The 17,345-nt window shown below is 56.8% G+C and carries 21 protein-coding genes; 4 read left to right on the forward strand and 17 right to left on the reverse strand.

What is annotated here, in order from left to right; translation table 11 throughout:
* Window positions 1-6: 6 nt before the first annotated feature.
* The 3 genes from HBO23_RS20420 to HBO23_RS20430 all read right to left on the reverse strand — a co-directional run bounded on the left by HBO23_RS20420 (window position 7) and on the right by HBO23_RS20430 (window position 2,614).
* On the reverse strand, window positions 7-177 hold the full coding sequence (locus HBO23_RS20420; RefSeq protein WP_166742137.1) for a hypothetical protein: 171 nt from the start codon (window positions 175-177) through the stop codon (window positions 7-9).
* Between the two features lie 943 nt (window positions 178-1,120).
* Entirely contained in the window at window positions 1,121-1,345 is a 225-nt protein-coding gene (locus HBO23_RS20425) for a hypothetical protein (protein ID WP_170039392.1), read from the reverse strand.
* A gap of 396 nt (window positions 1,346-1,741) precedes the next feature.
* A complete protein-coding gene (locus HBO23_RS20430; RefSeq protein WP_346343062.1) occupies window positions 1,742-2,614 on the reverse strand; it encodes a competence protein CoiA family protein in 873 nt (290 codons plus the stop codon).
* 299 nt (window positions 2,615-2,913) lie between these two features.
* Here HBO23_RS20430 and HBO23_RS20435 point away from each other — a divergent pair, with 299 nt between their 5' ends.
* Window positions 2,914-3,726 (forward strand): hypothetical protein, encoded by an 813-nt coding sequence (locus HBO23_RS20435; RefSeq protein ID WP_170039394.1) that lies wholly within the window; start codon window positions 2,914-2,916, stop codon window positions 3,724-3,726.
* Between the two features lie 373 nt (window positions 3,727-4,099).
* On the opposite strand, the gene HBO23_RS20440 is transcribed toward HBO23_RS20435, so the two are convergent.
* Complete coding sequence (locus HBO23_RS20440) at window positions 4,100-4,729, reverse strand: hypothetical protein (protein WP_170039396.1); 630 nt, start codon at window positions 4,727-4,729, stop codon at window positions 4,100-4,102.
* Between the two features lie 238 nt (window positions 4,730-4,967).
* Between HBO23_RS20440 and HBO23_RS20445 the strand changes: the two genes are divergently transcribed.
* From HBO23_RS20445 to HBO23_RS20455, 3 genes are all read left to right on the forward strand, one after another.
* Window positions 4,968-5,375: a hypothetical protein gene (locus tag HBO23_RS20445; RefSeq protein WP_170039398.1), complete on the forward strand. Its 408-nt coding sequence runs from the start codon at window positions 4,968-4,970 to the stop codon at window positions 5,373-5,375.
* Window positions 5,376-6,147: 772 nt separating this feature from the next.
* On the forward strand, window positions 6,148-6,369 hold the full coding sequence (locus HBO23_RS20450) for a hypothetical protein (RefSeq protein WP_170039400.1): 222 nt from the start codon (window positions 6,148-6,150) through the stop codon (window positions 6,367-6,369).
* 142 nt (window positions 6,370-6,511) lie between these two features.
* Window positions 6,512-7,072 carry a hypothetical protein gene (locus HBO23_RS20455; RefSeq protein WP_170039402.1) on the forward strand — a complete coding sequence of 187 codons (561 nt, stop codon included), beginning with the start codon at window positions 6,512-6,514 and terminating at the stop codon, window positions 7,070-7,072.
* 220 nt (window positions 7,073-7,292) lie between these two features.
* Here the strand turns inward: HBO23_RS20455 and HBO23_RS20460 are convergent, their stop codons facing one another.
* The 13 genes from HBO23_RS20460 to HBO23_RS20520 all read right to left on the reverse strand — a co-directional run bounded on the left by HBO23_RS20460 (window position 7,293) and on the right by HBO23_RS20520 (window position 17,250).
* Window positions 7,293-9,566 carry a P-loop NTPase fold protein gene (locus HBO23_RS20460; protein ID WP_170039404.1) on the reverse strand — a complete coding sequence of 758 codons (2,274 nt, stop codon included), beginning with the start codon at window positions 9,564-9,566 and terminating at the stop codon, window positions 7,293-7,295.
* A gap of 234 nt (window positions 9,567-9,800) precedes the next feature.
* Complete coding sequence (locus HBO23_RS20465; RefSeq protein WP_170039406.1) at window positions 9,801-10,235, reverse strand: hypothetical protein; 435 nt, start codon at window positions 10,233-10,235, stop codon at window positions 9,801-9,803.
* Between the two features lie 43 nt (window positions 10,236-10,278).
* Window positions 10,279-10,863 carry a tail assembly protein gene (locus HBO23_RS20470; RefSeq protein ID WP_170039408.1) on the reverse strand — a complete coding sequence of 195 codons (585 nt, stop codon included), beginning with the start codon at window positions 10,861-10,863 and terminating at the stop codon, window positions 10,279-10,281.
* Window positions 10,860-11,438 carry a tail assembly protein gene (locus HBO23_RS20475; protein WP_170039410.1) on the reverse strand — a complete coding sequence of 193 codons (579 nt, stop codon included), beginning with the start codon at window positions 11,436-11,438 and terminating at the stop codon, window positions 10,860-10,862. The genes HBO23_RS20470 and HBO23_RS20475 overlap by 4 nt, the downstream gene beginning before the upstream one ends.
* 8 nt (window positions 11,439-11,446) lie before the next feature.
* Window positions 11,447-11,827, reverse strand: a complete 381-nt coding sequence (locus HBO23_RS20480; RefSeq protein ID WP_170039412.1) for a hypothetical protein — start codon at window positions 11,825-11,827, stop codon at window positions 11,447-11,449.
* 106 nt (window positions 11,828-11,933) lie between these two features.
* Window positions 11,934-12,542, reverse strand: coding sequence for a hypothetical protein (locus HBO23_RS20485; RefSeq protein ID WP_170039414.1), 609 nt, complete (start codon window positions 12,540-12,542; stop codon window positions 11,934-11,936).
* Between the two features lie 332 nt (window positions 12,543-12,874).
* A complete protein-coding gene (locus HBO23_RS20490) occupies window positions 12,875-13,228 on the reverse strand; it encodes a hypothetical protein (protein WP_170039416.1) in 354 nt (117 codons plus the stop codon).
* Window positions 13,209-15,002, reverse strand: a complete 1,794-nt coding sequence (locus tag HBO23_RS20495; protein ID WP_170039418.1) for a DUF927 domain-containing protein — start codon at window positions 15,000-15,002, stop codon at window positions 13,209-13,211. Before HBO23_RS20495 ends, HBO23_RS20490 begins: the two co-directional genes overlap by 20 nt.
* Window positions 14,989-15,870, reverse strand: a complete 882-nt coding sequence (locus HBO23_RS20500) for a toprim domain-containing protein (protein ID WP_170039420.1) — start codon at window positions 15,868-15,870, stop codon at window positions 14,989-14,991. The genes HBO23_RS20495 and HBO23_RS20500 overlap by 14 nt, the downstream gene beginning before the upstream one ends.
* Entirely contained in the window at window positions 15,867-16,094 is a 228-nt protein-coding gene (locus tag HBO23_RS20505; RefSeq protein ID WP_170039422.1) for a hypothetical protein, read from the reverse strand. The genes HBO23_RS20500 and HBO23_RS20505 overlap by 4 nt, the downstream gene beginning before the upstream one ends.
* Window positions 16,087-16,374, reverse strand: a complete 288-nt coding sequence (locus HBO23_RS20510; protein ID WP_170039424.1) for a hypothetical protein — start codon at window positions 16,372-16,374, stop codon at window positions 16,087-16,089. The genes HBO23_RS20505 and HBO23_RS20510 overlap by 8 nt, the downstream gene beginning before the upstream one ends.
* 106 nt (window positions 16,375-16,480) lie before the next feature.
* Window positions 16,481-16,990 (reverse strand): hypothetical protein, encoded by a 510-nt coding sequence (locus tag HBO23_RS20515; protein ID WP_170039426.1) that lies wholly within the window; start codon window positions 16,988-16,990, stop codon window positions 16,481-16,483.
* Window positions 16,987-17,250: a hypothetical protein gene (locus tag HBO23_RS20520; RefSeq protein ID WP_170039428.1), complete on the reverse strand. Its 264-nt coding sequence runs from the start codon at window positions 17,248-17,250 to the stop codon at window positions 16,987-16,989. The genes HBO23_RS20515 and HBO23_RS20520 overlap by 4 nt, the downstream gene beginning before the upstream one ends.
* Between the last annotated feature and the right edge of the window lie 95 nt (window positions 17,251-17,345).

Here is a 17,345-nt window from a genome sequence, read left to right on the forward strand (position 1 = left end):
TCCTGCTTACCAGTCGGTTTTTTGAGCGCGCCTTGAAATTTGCTCGGCCGCAATCTCGTACTCATTTTTTTTCTTTTTAGCTGCAAAAGCATCGGTATAGATCACAGCGCCTTTCAGGTCATCCTGGGTTTTCAAGTCCGTCCGATCTGACCTTCCCGTTCTTTCCTGAATGTTCATATGCTATCCCTTATGGATCAATTAAAAGCCTTGCAATTTTCTATCTGTTTGTGCTAGGGCTTGCTTGGTGTAGCCCGCGTTGATGATAAACGGTATAGCTCAGAATTTGTTATTCGTTGGTCTGAATTCATAATTGTATTTTTCTACTGGAGAAGGGGTTTTTACTAAGAATACCCAGATCTTGTGGACGCTCTTGTGGGAATTTGGTCATCGGTGGCCTGCAAAGCCATTAATCCGAAATTGCCAGGATCATCATTAGCAATGAGTGCGCCCGGGGATCATCGTTCAATTTACGGGTAGGGGGTGACCCTAGGTGTGCCAGATCTTTGCCGTTCCCCCAATCTTTCCCCCAGATTAAAGAAGTGCTTCGATGCCCTAGGTAATACTTGACGAGCATCAAGCGCCAGCACCCCACCTTTAACGCTGGAAGCGGCGCGCTCCCTGGGTTGCAGGCAACTTGCCCGCGTTCTGTCGGCGAATATCCGTCTAGGGCCTGTCTAGTATTGCCTGGCGCGCTAAGCATTTTTCTGGCCCGGTATTTCACCACCCCATCTCACCAGGATATTGATCGAGCATCTACCTTGACGGCCGCCTCCCGAATTTTAGACGGGGCTGGTGCTGGCCAGGCAGCCCGAATGCTCGCAAAGCCCTGACCTGCGTGGCTATCAGCGCTCCAGCCGCTGGTGGTGGCAGATAAATCCGTCAAGACCTGTCAAGAATTTCGTCAAGGCTGGTCAAGGATAACGGTCGCGTTTGCCGGTTCGATCGTGTGCCACTTGTCCCGCAAGTGACTGTCTCGGCAAGCCCCTTTTTCTGGACGAGATAGCTATCCGGCCTCATGCCCGATCTGCCGCCAGCCTTTGCTGGCTTTGGCCCGCGGGTCGAGTCGGATGAGCTGCGGCGTCTCCAGCCGTCCAGAGCCTGTCTAGAATCCTGGCGAGTGTTATGCCTCGCCGAGGCTGCCGGCGACGGTCAGCTCAGCAATGCCCTGGCGAATGAACACCAAGTTCTCGTCGAGCGTCTCCAGTGCGCCGCGCACGTTGTTGGCAATGTCCGCCGATCCGCGCTGTTCGACCCAGTTGGAAAGCTCCTCCACTGCCGCGCCCAGTGCGAGCTGGTTTTGATTGAGGCAGTCGAACAGGCTGGCGATCAGTTTGGTATCCGTCATGGTGGTTCTCCGTGTTTCGAGAGAGCGTAGCACCGGCTCCGTGAATGCCTGAAGTCACCTTTACGTGGTTTGCGTCTGCCGGCGGCAAAGTGCCCTGGCGATGTGATACGGGATTTCCCCGCATCTAATGCGTGAGCCCCGCCCGCATTGGGCGATGCGCGCTCTCAGGCGGCCACGTTCGTCGACTCCGTCTCATGCCTGTCTCACATTCGCCAGCGATTCGGTAAATGCCGGGTAAAAGTAGGAGGGCCGAAAGCGCCGTATCCGTCTGGGGTCTGTCAGGGGTATCAGAGGCCACGGTGCGCTTGTTTGACGGGCTGGCCACGCGATAAGCCTCAGACGCTCACCTGGCGTGGTTTTGGTCTGATGCCTGTCTCGCATTCCGTCAAAGCGTGGTCAAAGTGCTGGAAGATCGATCAGATCCCGGGCAGGCCTCACAGCATAGCTAAGATCCGGTACAGCGCCCGATAGCAGAGAATCCATAAGCGCTTTGATCGACACGCGCTGAAGGCATAGATCCCCATCGTCTCCGTACTTAGCTAGCGCCCACATCTCTCCCTGGCCCAAATCAAAGACAACAGTGCGCCGGGACAAAAGCCACCCTTCCCGGGGATTCTTCCAAGACCACGCATGTTGGCCTCGGTACGAATTAGCTACGACACTTTCGAACGCCTTGCCGTGATGCAATTCATACATTGCACCGCGCGACGGGTCTGCGGCGATATCGCTCTTAAGAAAGTATCCAAAGGCGCTGCCGTCGTGACATGGTTCCCTTACGTGCTTGGACCATTTTGTATAGGTAGGCATCCCCAGTTTAAAATCACGCATCCGCTCATGATGTGGATCAGGCAACGAATCACTGATCCGGATGTGGTTCTTGAACTTCTCCCCGTTTACGATCCAGATCATGCGCTCCCCGTAGAACGCCTCGCGGCTGTTCATCTCCTCAATGCTCATCGAGGAGTTTTGGAGCTCAATCACTGTGCCGTCTGGGCGCTTTACATCAGCGATATGCTTCTCGCCAGCATGGTCATAGGCCACAACCTCTTGCCACTCGAACGGAAACAGAGCTTTCCAGGCGCGATGCCAGGGACCTTCGTTCTCCATCCATGGGTCGCAGTGCCTTCGGCCAGCGTGTGCCCAGTGCCAACGAATGATTGGCCCGCATTTCGCCTGAGCGGGTTTTCCGCACAACGGACACTTGCCTTTAAGGCCTGGCGCTGGCGCAGCACGCTCTCCGCCCACAAGAGCTACTTCCATTGATGGCATAGCCTTCTCCCTTCCTATGATGAGAAGGAATGTAGCTGAATAGACCGGGCGTGATCATTTACAGCGTGTTTCCCCAATTAGGGGACAACCCTTGCCGTTAGGGGTTTCCAGATAATGTGCCGATATTTCACAAGGCTGCCAGTCAAAACGCCTGCTCTTAGTGGAAACCATAGTGGAAACCTGTGCCTGGCAACCGTTCGCATTGGTAACCTTCCGTGGTGGCCATGGCCAGGTTCGCGCTAGTTCGCGTTGTAGGGTTCGGACTAAAGGTGCGAAGCTCAATATTCACAAGAAACGACTTGGGCGGACGAATTGTGAAGTTTGAGCCTACCCAGCCTGGTAACCCTCACCGTCTGACGATAGACCAGCATGTCTTCCCGAAAGCGAGCATCCAGCGCTTCACGAACCCGGGAGGCACCGTTGAAATCTTCGTTAAGAAGTTGAACCGTGTACTGAAACTGAAACCAAACAATTCGATCTTCTGCGCCAGGCGGGTTTGGGATCAGAAAACTGAGGCGGGGATTGGGAAGCACATCGAGGATCGTTTTCAAGCGTTGGCCTGTGCGATAGAAAAGGGCACAGTGACCACCATTGGGATTTTCGAGAAACGCATCATTGAGGAGTTTTTTTCGCTATGGCGAACGCGCCAGAAATTTAAGCTTCAAGGTCTGGAGGACGTCCGCCTCAATGGCATCAATGGTGACTCTCTTACCAAAGATGAGCAGGAAATCTTGGAACGGAATCACGTGATGTACGCCGTTGATGGCGTCATGAGGGGGAGGCTACTGGCAAGCGTCCACGTGTTTGGATATCAAGATCGATTTATCCACGATAACAAGTCAATGCGATGGGGTATTGCTCGATCCTGCTCTGACGAGTTCATCGTCCCTGATTGCTTCGACGATATGATGATAGTTCCAATCTCCCCCAAGATCGCGATCGTAGCTGATCTTCCCGATCTAACTCTGACCCATGATCAAGTTGTAGTAATCAACCAAGCCGCCATCGCGCGCGCGAGTGGCTACTACTTCGCGCGCCGGCTTGCAGTTAGCCCTGTTGTTCGCGAGATTAGTCCGCCGTTCGAGCGGTGCTTCGATGATAGGTCTTACTAAGCGTTGCGAGCGAATCGTGAATAGATGAATGATCTGGGAGCCCTTCATTATTGGTAGGCTGGTTCGCGGTTCGCGCCTTGGGGGTTGCGAACCTCAGTGCGAACCTGCTGCCAGTACGCACCCGAATGCGTGCCAACCGTGCGTACTGAACTGCGTACTTTCTGTGCGTAATTTGCGCAGGTACTGCGTATTTCGGGGGGGAGCCGTCGCTGAGGCCAAACCGGTTACAGACGGGCAGGGCACCACGCGGTCCAGTGCGTGAATATGCTGCGTGGAGGGTGCGTGAAACCTTACCTGAGGAGGGCTTCGCGCATTGACCAGGTGCGCGACGGGCGTGCGCGAATTACTGGGCGAAAATTACTTATGTCTGCGGTTATTGAATACCGCATTGGCGCAATGCGACCTCCAGCGATTGGTCCAGTACGTATTCACCGGTCGTAGACGCTGCCTGATTCAGTCCAACAGTGCGATAGATAAGCGTCTTGCCGGATCGCATCTCTTTGAGAATGGACTGAGCCTTCTCGCCTGTTGACGCGGTAAACGGTGACATGGACCGCGCTGTAGCTTCCATCGCAGTCTTGTAGGCGTTTTCCACTATTTGTTGCTGCTGGGGATCTTTCGGTGCGTAGGCTTGCATAGCTTTAAGCTGGCCCTCGGGCACATAGTCCAGCGGGGTTTCGCTGGTGCTGATCGTCCATGCCTTGTTCTGATCGACTCTAAGCTGGACGTCGCCGACCGGGATCAGGAAGCGGCCCCCGCTTTTTACACCTACCCGAAGGTCTCCGTTCACTATCTCAAGGTATGGGTAGTACTTGTTCGTCATGGTAAACACCCCACTAGAGGTGTACAGAGATCCAACAGTGACAGCGCAACTGGATACATCCGTAAAGCTATCGGTTTTAGAGTTAGCTACCCACTTCACTGAAGGCGCCGCACCGCCAGCTATACCGCCTGCACATCCGGCAAGGGCGATCGATAGGAGCATCAGGTATAAGGTTCTCATTGGGAACATTCCTTGTTTGAGAGATACGGCACGCAGGGAAAGGCGAATGTTATCAGTAGTCTCAAAGGTCGACCTCCATATACGTCGTCACCAATCACGCCCCCGCTGAAGGTGGCAGGCTCGGGTTGTGTCTAAACCGTGGATACCGGAGTGGATACCGGCCGATCTGTCGCTCGATTGTTGAAATCTCTAAGGGATGCCGCTATTGGTTACCTTCAACCCAAGCAGGAAGCGACGCATGCCCACAGAAACAATAGATCTCGTTGAAGCCCGAACAATGGCTGACGAGATACGCCGTTTGTACGAACATTTAGATGTCCTCATGCGTGAGGCAGGAGGTCGAAAGTCATTCTCCCCAGACGAGATTGCCTCGCTTCAATCTAGGTTGAAGTCGATCAAGGAAGAAATCAAAACTGCTGCCAAGCACGGAACCATGTCTCGGCGAAAACAAGCACAAACGCGTTTGGAAGAAATGTACTTTGGCCCAGGTCTTCGTGCCGCGTCGGCCAATTTCAGGCTCGCCGTTAATGCGAATCCAGCGAGTGATAAATGGGTTCGTGAGCTGTACGACCCGGCTGGGGATCTCTCGTATACGCTTCACAATCTCGAGGCTCATATTCTCGAAGAGGAGCAGTCCGAAACCTGACAAAACTTGACATCGGATCGAGTGCGCAAGCCTAGCTCCATGTTGAGAAATGTTGAGGCCAGGCCGGTCTGGAGCTGATGGCAAAGCTCGCTGTCTGTTAGCAAAAGTTAGTCCCTGAGGAAGTTGGCTAGCATGTCACTCTGTTAACAATTATCAAGTTTGGCGGGCGTCGGGCGACTCTGTGACGTCGATCCCGTGATGGATGGTAAACATGCGAGGTGGTTACTTTGGTGGTTACTCAGGCGGTTACCGCATCAGTTGGATGATTGGTAAGTCGTGAATGCCAGGGTGGATACCGCCTGATCTGATTACCACTAGCGAGTTGTCGCGTGCATCATCGACGAGCCTTCGTTGGCGCTAGACAGCATCAGTAGGCCGCCTGGCAATCACGCGGCCCAGGGCGTGAAAATTCTGCGTGAAACCTTGGTTGGGGGAATGCTTCGCGCACTTGCCATCCGCGCGACGGAGGGGCGCAGAACCCTGCGCGAAGCACTCCGATAAGTACTTGGCGCCGGCCTTCCATGGGCTTCTTTGCAAAGAGGGATTTGATGCGTCAGTGACGGGGGAAGTGGTTATCAATGGCGATCCTCGCAAATACTCACATACCCCATGTGTCCGCGCTGAATCTGCTCTATACGGTGGAGAGAAAGGTGGTTGCTGGGGGTTATCCACTCTGGTCTGGCGGTAGCTGCCAAGACTGGTATTTAGCGGGCTAGCTTTACAAATGGGCAGAGGGTGGCATTCTGATGGCCCGTCATGAAAGGAGTTCAATATGTGGAAGACTCATCTCAAACAAGCTTTTGGCATTGTTGATAAACGCTTCGCAGGCCATCCGATGGATCAAAAGAAAGCTCAAGAAGCGCGCAAGATCATCAAGCGTGACGGTGTTACGTGGGCAGAAATCGAAGCGGAGATAACACGCATTCTGCAGGGGGCTACGCTTGTGCATGTGCAAGAGCAGATGGCTGAAGCGCGTAAATACTTCAAGCTTTGAGGAAGGGAAAACACTGCTATACCAGGTTAACTCTAACTTTTGGGACGGTGGCATTTACATTGCTAACAAGGAGCGGCTCTTGCCTCTTTGAAGGCTGAGGATGCATGGCATAGCTGCTGAATTTGTGAGTTTAGGAAAACACATGGGATACAGCGAAGAGTGGAAGTCGGCTATTGAGCGGTCCGAACGCTACGGTTTGGCCGTGCCAAAGCAGACAGGAATGGCGCAGCAGCGGTATCTGACGAAAGAGATACACGATCGCTTTCCAGATGTAGTGAGGGACGCATTTGGCAACCTTGGCTACGAAGATGTGGTGGCTCAATGCATGTCGATTCACTATCGACTTCTCCCCGTAATGGAAGACCTGCTCGCGTGCCCGGTATTTTTTACCATCGGTTGGGTCGATGATGGGACCGCGAGAGGTATGTTCCGCTTCGATGAGGAATTCATTCAGGACAAGTTGCAAAAGCCGAGCTCGACTTTAGGCGGTCAGACAAACTTGCACGCGTGGTTGACGCTACCGAGCATGGAAGTTATCGACGTGTCGCTTGTGACAACGATCGTCGTGGTTCAGAACCTTAAGAAGGGACATGGAGGGGTACTCGCTGGTCCGGCTGACGACTTCAAAGGGTTTTCATATAAGCCCATGCTCGTTGGAGATGATTTCCTAAGAAAGGCAGGAATGCTTTTCGAGTTTAATTGACGAAACAAGCTCCGGCCTTAGCAGGTGAATAAGTGTCACCCAAGTAGCCTCATAACAAGTTCTGCGTTGTGTGGTGCTTGGGTGGTCACTATCCACGGTGTCCCTCTGGATCAGCGCAATATTGTGGATGCCGCCCATCAGGTTCACGCCGGCTACCTGTCAAAGCTTGATATCGGGACGGCACGGGGAGGGGCGGCGACCAAGCGCCTGGCCGAGCTAATCAATCCTCTCCATCTGTAACACCACCTTGCGCATGTCGAGCAAGGGCATCCCTGACCATTGCCAAAGTTTGGGATTCGGTTTCGTTCAGTTCGATTGAATCGAGCCGATCCACCCACTCAGCACAGCGCGCCAGTCCTAACAGATACTCTAACGAACTCGGCGAAATATACTCTGTACGAGTAGTGGTTGCGCCACTTTGCGAAGTGCTGACGCTAACCCGCCCTCGCGCGAACTGGAGGAACCGAGTCGGTGAGGTGACATGAGTCTCAATCCATCGGCGTCCCTCGTCACCACCCTCACTGTAGCGATTCATGTCAATGAGGTAAGACGCGTGATCCTCATCCCCTAGGAATGTATCCGGGTCGCGGTCAGCCATCTCACGCAAACTCTGCAAGTAGATGTTTTTCAAGTGCTCCAATCCGTCATCATCGAAGTAGCCGACATCGCCTTTACGGCGGAGTGCGAAGTCCGCCCCCAGTAACAGGTCTACGATGACCAGACCAGTGCCCGAGGCGAACGCCTCAATGACCAGATCGCTGCGGACGGCTTTCTGCTCATGACGCTCTAGGAATAATCGCAGTAGTCGGGCGACCTGCTGTCGCGGCGAAAAGTTAGTAAAAGACCCGTGGCGACCAACCCGTTCACCCGCGCACAGTAAGGTCTGCACCACCTCCAGTGACTGATCGACTGGGAATTCCTCCACCAATCCGAGTAAGCGCTGCAAAATTTCAGCTTGGTAGTCTTCCTTCTGGTTACTTAGCAGCGCTGTAAACGCTACGGGATCGGTAATTCGCCGGCCCAGTTCGTGCAAAAGTGAATTAGGCACATCCTGCTCGGGCAAAGATAGCTCGAAATAGCGATCAAACACCTGGTCGCAACACACCCGTGAGTTGATTAGCCAGCGAATGTGTATTGTTGAATCGTAACTGGTGTTTTCGAACACCCAGTCCAAGGTTGGGAACATTTCTCGCAGCAACTGTCGCGTGGCAGGTTGATGATGGGACGGGGCTAAACTAACCAGTTGGTCAATCACCTGATTAACACGGCTTCGCTGCGTCTCGTCCTTTCGCGCATAAGGCTCGCTGCTGGTAAGGAGCGCTTTGTGTCGCGGCATCTCCGCGTAGGTCTCTGGAGCAAAAACACGCAAACATTCCAGCGCGAACAGATCCACCGCGTTAACCTCAGCGACCTCTGTACCCCGCAACAACCGACAATGAAACTCCAAGGTCGATGCATATCGATAGACATGGCGTAGATTGCTAAAAAATGGCCGCATTCCTCGCTGGAACATCTGGCTCCAATAATCCTGTTCGAAGCGCTGCTGCAACTGCTGCTCATGAGTCAGAATTGCGTTTAACCTTTGGAACAGGACCACCTCTAACTGACTGCCTGAGATCGCTGGCACACTGAAGGGGGCTTGAATGATCTTTTCCAGGTAGGCCGTCCCATCGAATCCGACCTTGCTCAGTCCCTGCTCAACCGTGTCGCGTTGGAACAGCAGCAAAAACACCACATTGGCGAAATCCATGTGCGCCTTGACCAGCTGAAATGTTGCTTTCATCTGCTCGGCCGAAAGCCGGTCCAAATCGTCCAAAACGATCAGCAGCGGCTTGTCGCGCTTACTAAGTAACTTTTGTAGTTCCTCACGGAGTTGGTCGAGTGTTAAAGCGCTGTCTTTGGCTTCCTCATCTAATTTTTTGGCCCAGCTAGAAAGCCATGATCCGCCCCGCTTCAGAAGCAGTGCAAGGCCGCCTAACGCGCTGACGGCAGTAACTGCCAACCATGTTACTTGCGCAACTGTCCCCTGGGCCATGGTGCCGAGCAGGCTAGTTGCCAAGGTCGAAGCGAAGAGTAAAGGCAAGAGTTTCGCCGTGCCGTCAGCTAAGCTGGCTCCAGTATTTAGGCGACGACTATACGATCGCAGCGCCTTAGCCAGTTGCTTATCATCATCGGTAGGATCTTTGCGCTGTATAGCCCTAGAGATTTCCGCAAAAAAGGCGCTGCTCAAGCTATCTTGGCCTGCCCATTGCCACGGGTTGAACTCTATGACCTGAGATCCCTCGGTCGCCTCTAGGTGATCCAACGCCATGTTTTTGATTGAGGTTTTGCCGCTACCCCAGGCCCCTGTCAGGCTGATCACAAGGCTTTCCTGGTTTTTCCAGGAACTGATAGCCAGTGCTAGGCGCTGAGAAAACCCTGCGCGGTCGAGCAGGTCGTTTTGCTGCTTCTTGATCGGTAGATCATCGGTGAATTGCAAGTCATCGTTGGTCATTGGCTGCTTCCCGGCAGACTGGATATCAGATGATTAGGTGTGACCAGTTGATTCTGCTCGACAACACAAGTCGACGTTCCCAATCACGCTCAAAAGCCGCAGTTGAATGCTGACCATGCTGGGCAGTTACTGTTTGTGGTTACCGACATGGTTGCCAGCGGTCCTCGTAAAAACGACCAGCGAAACAGACGATTTGGTCTGAGTGAGACCATATCGTCTGTCTCGACCAGTCAGCTAAATGGAACTTGGGCGTATGTCCGTTCCATTCTGAGTACCCGAAATCCTGAATTTTTGGATTTCTCCTGAGCTGATCTCGGCTGCCGTTTCCTTCACGGGCTGACCGATCTGCATTGCACAGAGGCCGTTGCCTTCGTCATCGCCGGCGATGCCAACGATATGCCGACCTGGCTTGACCTTGAATTTCACCATTTCGCCGGTGTCGATGCGGGCGACCTTTTTTCCGTCGATAAGAACAGTGGCCAAGCAGCCGCCAGATGCCCAAAAACCGTTGTCTCGACTAACTATCAGTGTCGCACCACCAGGAACGTCTGACTGATAGGCGTAGACCCTGTCGTCAGGCACTCGCTCTGCAGAGCCAGGCGCTACTGGTGTGCTTGAACATCCAGCCAGTAGTGCGAAGATGACGGTGGCGAGCAAAATCCTGTGCATATTTCTTCCTCCGGGTTTGATGGATCACTTTACACCAGCACCCCTACATCTGGTCTTCGGCGTAGATAGCGGCACTGATGATCGCGCCTCCTACCCGCCGCTTGCCGTAGCAGAGCGGTACCGGGTTACCGGATGCCGTGGTGTTCTTGGCGCTGCCGAAGGCGTAGCCGGGCGTGTTCTCAGGCGCAGCGCTGGTCTTGAGGCCGCCGGCCTGGGGGCTGAGCATTTGGATAACACCACCAGCAGCGAGAGCAATCCCAGGGGCAAGCGTAGCCCCGTTGGTAAACGGACTGGCGACGATCAATACAATTCCAATGATGGTCTGAAGTATCCCAGCACGCTTGCTACCGGTGATCACGGGGACGACCCGTATCTCCCTGGCTCCGCCAAGTGTCAGCTCGGATTCGCCAACATTCTTCCTGTTGCGGAAAATTGCGAACTCCAGACCGATGGAGCGTGCTCGCGCGATATCGCTTAGGAACCCTGGGTGATTCACATCTATTGCCCTCAGCGCCTCCCTGGTGTCGCCATGGGCGGATAGGACATAGGTGTGTCTACGGCCGTACTTTTTGGCCAATGAACCACTGAGCAGAATGGTTGTGCGCGGTGAATATTCGATGGCAGTCATACCCTATCCTCAGCGTAAATAGCAGCGCTGATGATCGCGCCACCCCAGCGACGATGGCCGATGCAAAGAGGTACGGGCAAGCCAGATGCCACGGTGTTTTTTGCACTACCAAAGGCATAGCCAGGAGTGTTCTCGGGCGCGGCGCTGGACTTCAGGCCTTGAGCTTGCGGGCTCAACATCTGAATTACACCGCCGGCGGCCAGCGCGATACCCGGTGCAAGTGTTGCGCCATTTGTGAAAGGGCTCATGACGATCAGTACGGCCCCTATGATCGTTTGCAAGATACCTGCCCGCTTACTGCCGACGATCACGGGGGCGATAATGATGTCGCCATGGCCTTGATAATTGAGTTCACTCTCCCCGATGTTTTTCTTTCCTCGGAAAACAGCAAACACAAGTCCGCGCGACCTGGCGTTTGAGATGAATCGCTCAAGGCCGGGAATCTGCACGCACAGCGCTTTCAAGGCTTCCGCTGGAGTGCGCACGGCAAGGTCGTAGGACCTGCCGAACTGCCGGAGTTGTCCGTAAAGTTTGATGGTGGTCATAGGGGAGTTATCGAATGCGGTAGCGGCCATGTGGCCTCCTATACGGTGATCGAAGGGGCAGGTAGCCCAAGGCGAATGGCGAGCACTGCGCGCGACATATGCGCCTGGTCGATGGTCAGTTGTTCCTGGCGTGGGTCGTAGTTCCAGACCCGGTTGTAGATCGTTTCGCTTGCCCTGGCGCCGCGGAATGTTCCCCGCATCAGGTCCGCCGAAACCCGGGCTTCTCCCTCGGTGAAGTAGGGGCCGTCGATGGTCACTTGCTGGCCATTGCGGACGTGCTGAACCTCCCACACCAAGTAGCCTGCGTCCGGCCCCTGAATCAGCTCGTAGGGTTTGAATTTAAGTGTGTTGCATGCCTCGGTGAATCGCTCCTGATAGCTGGGCGTGTGGCCCGCGGTGTTGCTGTCTTGGTCTGTCATGGTTTCCTCTGTGCGCCGCTGGCGCTGGTCGTGGGCGGGTGCCCGGTGGTGTTGCTCGGTGTCGCGCCACGTTTTCGTGATTCGCAAAACGTGGCGCGGAAAATGGTCAGTCGCCGACGATGCTCAGGGCGGGCGGCAGCTTTGGGCCGAACGGCGCACCAGGGGCGAATGGGTCGGGTAGTTCGTCTTCTGGGCATTCCCTGATGAATCGGATCATGGCGGCGTGGCAGGCTTGATAAAGCGGGCCACCGGCGCCCCATTCGTCGCTCTTGCGGTCGGCGCTGTCCTCCAGTTGGGATAGGTAGGCCAGCCCGCGAAGGCTGGTGTCACCGTCGTCGCTGGCCTGTTGGCGATGTACTGGGTTGACGCCCAGCAGGTCGCACATCTGGTCGAAGCCCAGCGCCTGCGCCAGCCCCTCGCGATCGAACATCAGTGATTGGCCAAACCCTGCAAGTGCGCTCCACGCTCCGCTGCGGGTAGCCTCCTGGTGTTCGCTGGCCTGCTCCTCCAGTTCCGCAATGGTCTGCCGGGTGAATGGGAGAAACGCTTTCAGCTTTCCCGCTTGCCGGCGTAGGGCTCGCCGTTCACCGCGGATAACGTCGAGCTGGTCAGCAATGGCGCGGCATATTCGCCGGGTGGTGATGAGCTGCGTGGCGGCGCTGATGCCGGGTCTCATACCGATGTTGCACAAGCGGGTGATAAGGCTGGGCGTCATTGGTGCGTCTCCAAAGGTGTGGCGTCGTAGCTGGCGCGCAGGTGGGCGCCAGCCCTGCAATAGCGGCCGGTGGGCGCGTAGCAGCTCCGACAAACCATGATGTGTTTGAGGTAGCGGTCACGGGCGTGTCGCCATTCGGGTGTGGCAGTGGCGGCGCTTGCGTGTGGGCTTGTGATGAGCCGAGGAGTGCGCTCAACAGGGTTGGCCAGCACTAGGCGAGGGCGAGGTTCATGGCGACTCCGCAAATTTGTGGAGTCGGCACCTGCAATAGCTGACGGCATGTGATCGAGCAGGCCGGAAAGGAGGCTCATACCGTCACCTCGGCCTGATCGTTAGTAATCCATTGTTCCTGTGATTTCAAAAACACCGGCAACGGCGGCAACAATGGCAACAGCCCCGTAAACCGTGGCCTCCCGGCGTTGCCGCTGCTGCGAAACTGTTGCCACCGGTTTTTTACCGGCAACAGTGATAACCAAATGGAAGGAAAGTGCGGGTTTCTTATGTTGAAAATGAGGTGTGCGTTGCCAGTTGTTGCCACTTTTTTTATAGAGTGGCAACGGCTGTAAGCCACGCCCCACAAGGCCGTTGCCGGTGTTGCCACTGTTGCCAGTGATTCTAGGTTCCTGTGAACTTGGGCAATCTGGATTGCTGGTCTTTGAGTGACGTTCATACGCCACCGCTTTCACGATCCATGATGTCCGGATCGATCACGTAGAGACGAGCCTGGCCACCACCAGGGAGTCGGTAGTTTTTGGTTTTACGCTCGTTGTCACGGCGTGCGAGGACGTTAGCGCTCTCCAGAGCCTTGATGATGCGAGACAGGCCATAGCCGTGCGCCGCCTCGATGAGCGCCGGCTTGTTGAACAGGTACAGGCGGTTGGTGCCCACCAGCTCCCAGTAACCGGCCCGGTTGAAAACCTTGGTGTCAGGCGTTTGATCGTCGACATCTGAAAAGCGGCTGCTACCGTGGCGGTCGATAAAGTCCAGGATGCCGGCCAGGATCTGCCGGTCTTCCGCGTTGCCGCTGCCTACCCTGCTGAGCCATTCGCCGTACAGCAAACGGCAGTCGGCGATGGCGGTACCTGGCACCCAAGGCAGCAGTCCATACGCGATTGCCATTTCACCGGCCAGTGCGATTACCGCAAACCGGTCAGCTACGCGGCCGGCCTGGGCGTTGTCTTCCACAAAGCTGGCGCGTACCCCAGCGAAGTCTTCCAGTAGGCCCGTGCGGTCGTCGCTTTCGAGCAGCTTCTCGACAAAAGCTGGTCCAAGGTGGCCATGGTGGGCGCCGACGGCCACGGTGAGTTGTCGGTGAAAGTCCGCTCCCTCAAGCCCGTGCAATTCGTCAAAGGCCCGGTGTGTCCGGGTGCCGGCGTTCACGTCGACCATGCGCAACTCGGCGCCAGCGTGTGCAGCATTGCCGGATATGGCCGCGTGTTCAGAGAGTGAGCGCTCGCCGCTGGAGAGTGTCAGCAGGCGCCAGCTCAATTTGGCGCGGCCTTCGCGCTCGCGGGTCATGGTGCCTTTGCCCTGGCCGTTGGCGAGGGAATACGCCATTTCCTGTACGCGCTTGGGGTCGGCGCGCTTGATCTCATCCAAGGGCAGGATGGTGTCATTGCGGCTCGATGCCTCGATCTCCAGGCCGCCCTTTGTCATGTCCCAACTGGCGGCGAACACGCCCGGGTCACCCCATACCGACGATCCGATCAGTTGCGCCAGCGACTTACCGCTCGAGCTATCGCCCACAAGGTGAACACCACCGCCCAGCACGCCCACCAAACTCAGCAATGGGCCCGCCAGCGAGCAGCCGATCGCCAGAGTCAGTATCGGATTGCCCGCGCACTTGGCGGCCACCTCCGATTGCCAGAGCGCCAGCTCGCCGCGCCGGCTGAAAAGTACCTGAGCCTTATTGCTGGCCTGGTACCGCACATTGGCGCTGCCGATGGTTCGCCCAGGCAGCACGAACGCGCCCGACTCATGCCAGCCCGGCCGGCTGGTGGTGGCAAACACTTCTACAGGATGCTGGTCGAGCAGGTACTCCATGAACGTGCCGCGTTTCTTGAGGGCGATAATGACGCCCATCCCGAACAAGGCGCGCCTGGCGTCCTCGCCACTGCCGCCGAACACCTCCATGGCGATGATCCATTCTTTGATGCCGCCCTCTGTGACCAGGCGCAACAACCGGCCTTCGCTGCCATCGTCGCTGTTGGTGGTGCGGGCGACGACGGTGACGGGGCTGGAGATCCACTCATCGGTGATAGGCCGGTCGCCTGTATCGCCCTCGGCATCGTCCTGATCAGCGGCGGCGCGCTTGAAACTATGCCAATAGACGCCCGGGCGCAGCTTGCGGCCCTTCTCATTAATCACCCAATGCTCATACACCGCCCAGCAGGGGCGATCTGGCGCAATGGTCGCGGCGTCCGGCCGAAGGTTGATCACGTTTGTGTCAGGCTTGGACATGGGCGAGTTTCCAATTGGCGAGGTCGTTGAAGTCGGTGAGGTCATCGGGGGCGCCTTCGGGCCACTCGGGGAAAGCCACTTGGCCACCCACGGCCGCCGCCGCTGCGTTTGCCGCTGCGCGTCCCGGGTTGCCATCGGTGAGCCGGTCGTCGTCGCCGGCGATGACGATTGGTTGGCCCGGGTATCGAGCGCGAAGGGCCATCGCTGCCGGGATCAAGTTGCCCGCGTTCATGGCAGCGGCAACGACGTAGCCGCCGTGCTGGTGGAGGCTGGCGGCCGTCGCCCACCCTTCGCAGATGCAAAGCACAGAACCTGGCTCGATGATGCCCAGCGGCGAATAGGTGCCCTTGATCCGCCCGCCGAAAAGGAAGCGCTTGTCGCCGTCCGGTCCAATTCGTTGCAGGTTGACCAAGTGCCCATCCAGGTACAGCGGGATCAGCAGGTCATTGCCACGCTGGCGCAGGCCGTAGGATCGAACCGCCTTGGCTACCAGATACGGGTGGTCGGGTGAGGCGCGGCGCGCATTGCGCCACCAGTGGTTGGCCTTCTCGGCGGCCTGCTGCTGGCGCTGGTGTTGCTCGGCTTCGCGCTGGCGCCGGGCTTGGTCAACTCGCTCGCGGATCTGGGCCGCTTCGCGGGCGTCCACCGGTTCGCGACTACACCAGGTACTGGCGCCGCCGGCTTTCCAACTGCCGAACGCGCCGGATGCGATGCCGTCAGCAAACAACGTGTACCAGCCATTGAAGGAGCCGGCCTTGTCGCCAGGGACGTGGAAGCGGTGAATGATTCCGTCGTCTACGGGTAGCCAGTCGAGCGGGCCATAGACGGCCTGGAGCGCATCACGGAATAGGATCGTCACGTCTGTCATGCGGCCCCCTTGGGCGGGGTAAACCGCTTGGCCAAGCTCTCCAGTTTCTGAGTCAGACGTTCCAGCTCATTGCATTGGCGGCCTTGGTCGCCTTCCGAGATGCGCAGCTCCAGGAAGCCGACTAGGGTTTCCACCAGCAGGGCATAGCTGGTGCTGTCGATGTGAGCGCCCGTGGTGGGCGGCACGCTGCTGCCCTTGCGCTTGATTGGGGTCACGTTACCCATGGCCGACCTCCCGGTGATCCGCACGAGCAAAGGCTCGGCAGACCTGACCGTTGTTCACGCCGTGCCAGCGGGTAATGTCGTCAATTGCGTCAACCAGGCAGGCCGTCACCTGAGCGTCAGCACTACGCATAACAACGCGCCCACACTCAGCGTCGGCCTCGGTCAAGAACGGTCCCAGCAATGCCTTGCGAACCTTCGGATGCGTGACGTAAAACAGCTCGGTGGCTTTTTTCTGGCAAGCCGATCCCGTCGACGCAGGTGCGCCGTTTTGAATTTTCATGCTTAACCTCTTAGGTCAGGGCGTCGGCGCTTCGCGTGAGTACGCGGTGGCTTTGGACAAAATGTGGGGCTGATAAAAAGGATCGAATGTGAGCGCATGTGCTGGCTCATAGGGCGACCTCGCGGTATTGCTGAGCGCCGCCCAGGTCGTCCGATCCGAATAGGGCCTGATTGACGGCCTTCCGGCTTTCCAGCATCAGATCGTGTTCATCATGCGTGCCGACGCCCGCCGCCACCCAGTCAGGCAGTTCCTTGCGGCGCCGCATCTCGTTCAAGTGCGTCCACCAGCGGGTAGCGTGTGTGCGCTCGGCAGAAATCGCCTCGGCCACCTCGTTACTGCGCTGGTCCAGCAGGTAGTGCGGCAACGGCGCTGCGTTCTGCGCCTCGGCGTTCGCATCATCCAGCTCGTTTTCCATGCACTCACACCACTGGTAAACCTTGGTGTTCCAGTCGGTTATCTCGATAGTGCCCAACTGCGCGAAGGCGTGAGGCGTGCTGTCTTCGGGGAAGGTCTCAAGCATCAGCGTGAAGATTGCGCGCACGCTCTCGAGCGCACTGGTCACTTCGTACAGATCCTGGACGCCGGTCTCGGCTATTTCCTTGTAGGAGCGGCTCATAGCTCCCCCCCGGCGTTCAGGCCAGCGCACCCGGACAGAGCGGCGGAAATTGCCTCGCGGTTGCAGTCGGCGGTGTTGGCGCCGTCAGCGGCCAGGTTCCACGCGACATCTACCAGATTGCGGACGTGCTGACTTGTGCCCTTGTCTGCCAATGCGGCATAGAGAACGGCCTCAACCTTGCGCAGGGCGATCTGGGCGCTTTCGAGATCCTCAAGCGTGTCGTGGGCAATCTCTTGGATGGTGCGGGCGGGAGTATTCATTGCACACCCCCGGCAGACTCTAGGGAGCGGGCAATGCTCATGTGGTGCGAGTAACGCTTGAGGCGGGTTGCGAGGCTGGAGTTTGCGCGGAGGGC

Origin of the sequence: Pseudomonas sp. WS 5532, assembly GCF_012985445.1 — a bacterium.
Taxonomy (GTDB): Bacteria; Pseudomonadota; Gammaproteobacteria; order Pseudomonadales; family Pseudomonadaceae; genus Aquipseudomonas; species Aquipseudomonas edaphica.

Excerpts from the sequence above, each read along its gene's own strand:
- HBO23_RS20480 (WP_170039412.1), bottom strand. The coding sequence starts at position 11,827 with ATGACAGACCAAGACAGCAACACCGCGGGCCACACGCCCAGCTATCAG.
- HBO23_RS20425 (WP_170039392.1), bottom strand. The coding sequence starts at position 1,345 with ATGACGGATACCAAACTGATCGCCAGCCTGTTCGACTGCCTCAATCAA.
- HBO23_RS20450 (WP_170039400.1), top strand. The coding sequence starts at position 6,148 with ATGTGGAAGACTCATCTCAAACAAGCTTTTGGCATTGTTGATAAACGC.
- HBO23_RS20465 (WP_170039406.1), bottom strand. The coding sequence starts at position 10,235 with ATGCACAGGATTTTGCTCGCCACCGTCATCTTCGCACTACTGGCTGGA.
- HBO23_RS20440 (WP_170039396.1), bottom strand. The coding sequence starts at position 4,729 with ATGAGAACCTTATACCTGATGCTCCTATCGATCGCCCTTGCCGGATGT.
- HBO23_RS20445 (WP_170039398.1), top strand. The coding sequence starts at position 4,968 with ATGCCCACAGAAACAATAGATCTCGTTGAAGCCCGAACAATGGCTGAC.
- HBO23_RS20510 (WP_170039424.1), bottom strand. The coding sequence starts at position 16,374 with ATGAAAATTCAAAACGGCGCACCTGCGTCGACGGGATCGGCTTGCCAG.
- HBO23_RS20495 (WP_170039418.1), bottom strand. The coding sequence starts at position 15,002 with ATGTCCAAGCCTGACACAAACGTGATCAACCTTCGGCCGGACGCCGCG.
- HBO23_RS20515 (WP_170039426.1), bottom strand. The coding sequence starts at position 16,990 with ATGAGCCGCTCCTACAAGGAAATAGCCGAGACCGGCGTCCAGGATCTG.
- HBO23_RS20455 (WP_170039402.1), top strand. The coding sequence starts at position 6,512 with ATGGGATACAGCGAAGAGTGGAAGTCGGCTATTGAGCGGTCCGAACGC.
- HBO23_RS20470 (WP_170039408.1), bottom strand. The coding sequence starts at position 10,863 with ATGACTGCCATCGAATATTCACCGCGCACAACCATTCTGCTCAGTGGT.
- HBO23_RS20500 (WP_170039420.1), bottom strand. The coding sequence starts at position 15,870 with ATGACAGACGTGACGATCCTATTCCGTGATGCGCTCCAGGCCGTCTAT.
- HBO23_RS20420 (WP_166742137.1), bottom strand. The coding sequence starts at position 177 with ATGAACATTCAGGAAAGAACGGGAAGGTCAGATCGGACGGACTTGAAA.
- HBO23_RS20430 (WP_346343062.1), bottom strand. The coding sequence starts at position 2,614 with ATGCCATCAATGGAAGTAGCTCTTGTGGGCGGAGAGCGTGCTGCGCCA.
- HBO23_RS20505 (WP_170039422.1), bottom strand. The coding sequence starts at position 16,094 with ATGGGTAACGTGACCCCAATCAAGCGCAAGGGCAGCAGCGTGCCGCCC.
- HBO23_RS20520 (WP_170039428.1), bottom strand. The coding sequence starts at position 17,250 with ATGAATACTCCCGCCCGCACCATCCAAGAGATTGCCCACGACACGCTT.
- HBO23_RS20485 (WP_170039414.1), bottom strand. The coding sequence starts at position 12,542 with ATGACGCCCAGCCTTATCACCCGCTTGTGCAACATCGGTATGAGACCC.
- HBO23_RS20475 (WP_170039410.1), bottom strand. The coding sequence starts at position 11,438 with ATGGCCGCTACCGCATTCGATAACTCCCCTATGACCACCATCAAACTT.
- HBO23_RS20460 (WP_170039404.1), bottom strand. The coding sequence starts at position 9,566 with ATGACCAACGATGACTTGCAATTCACCGATGATCTACCGATCAAGAAG.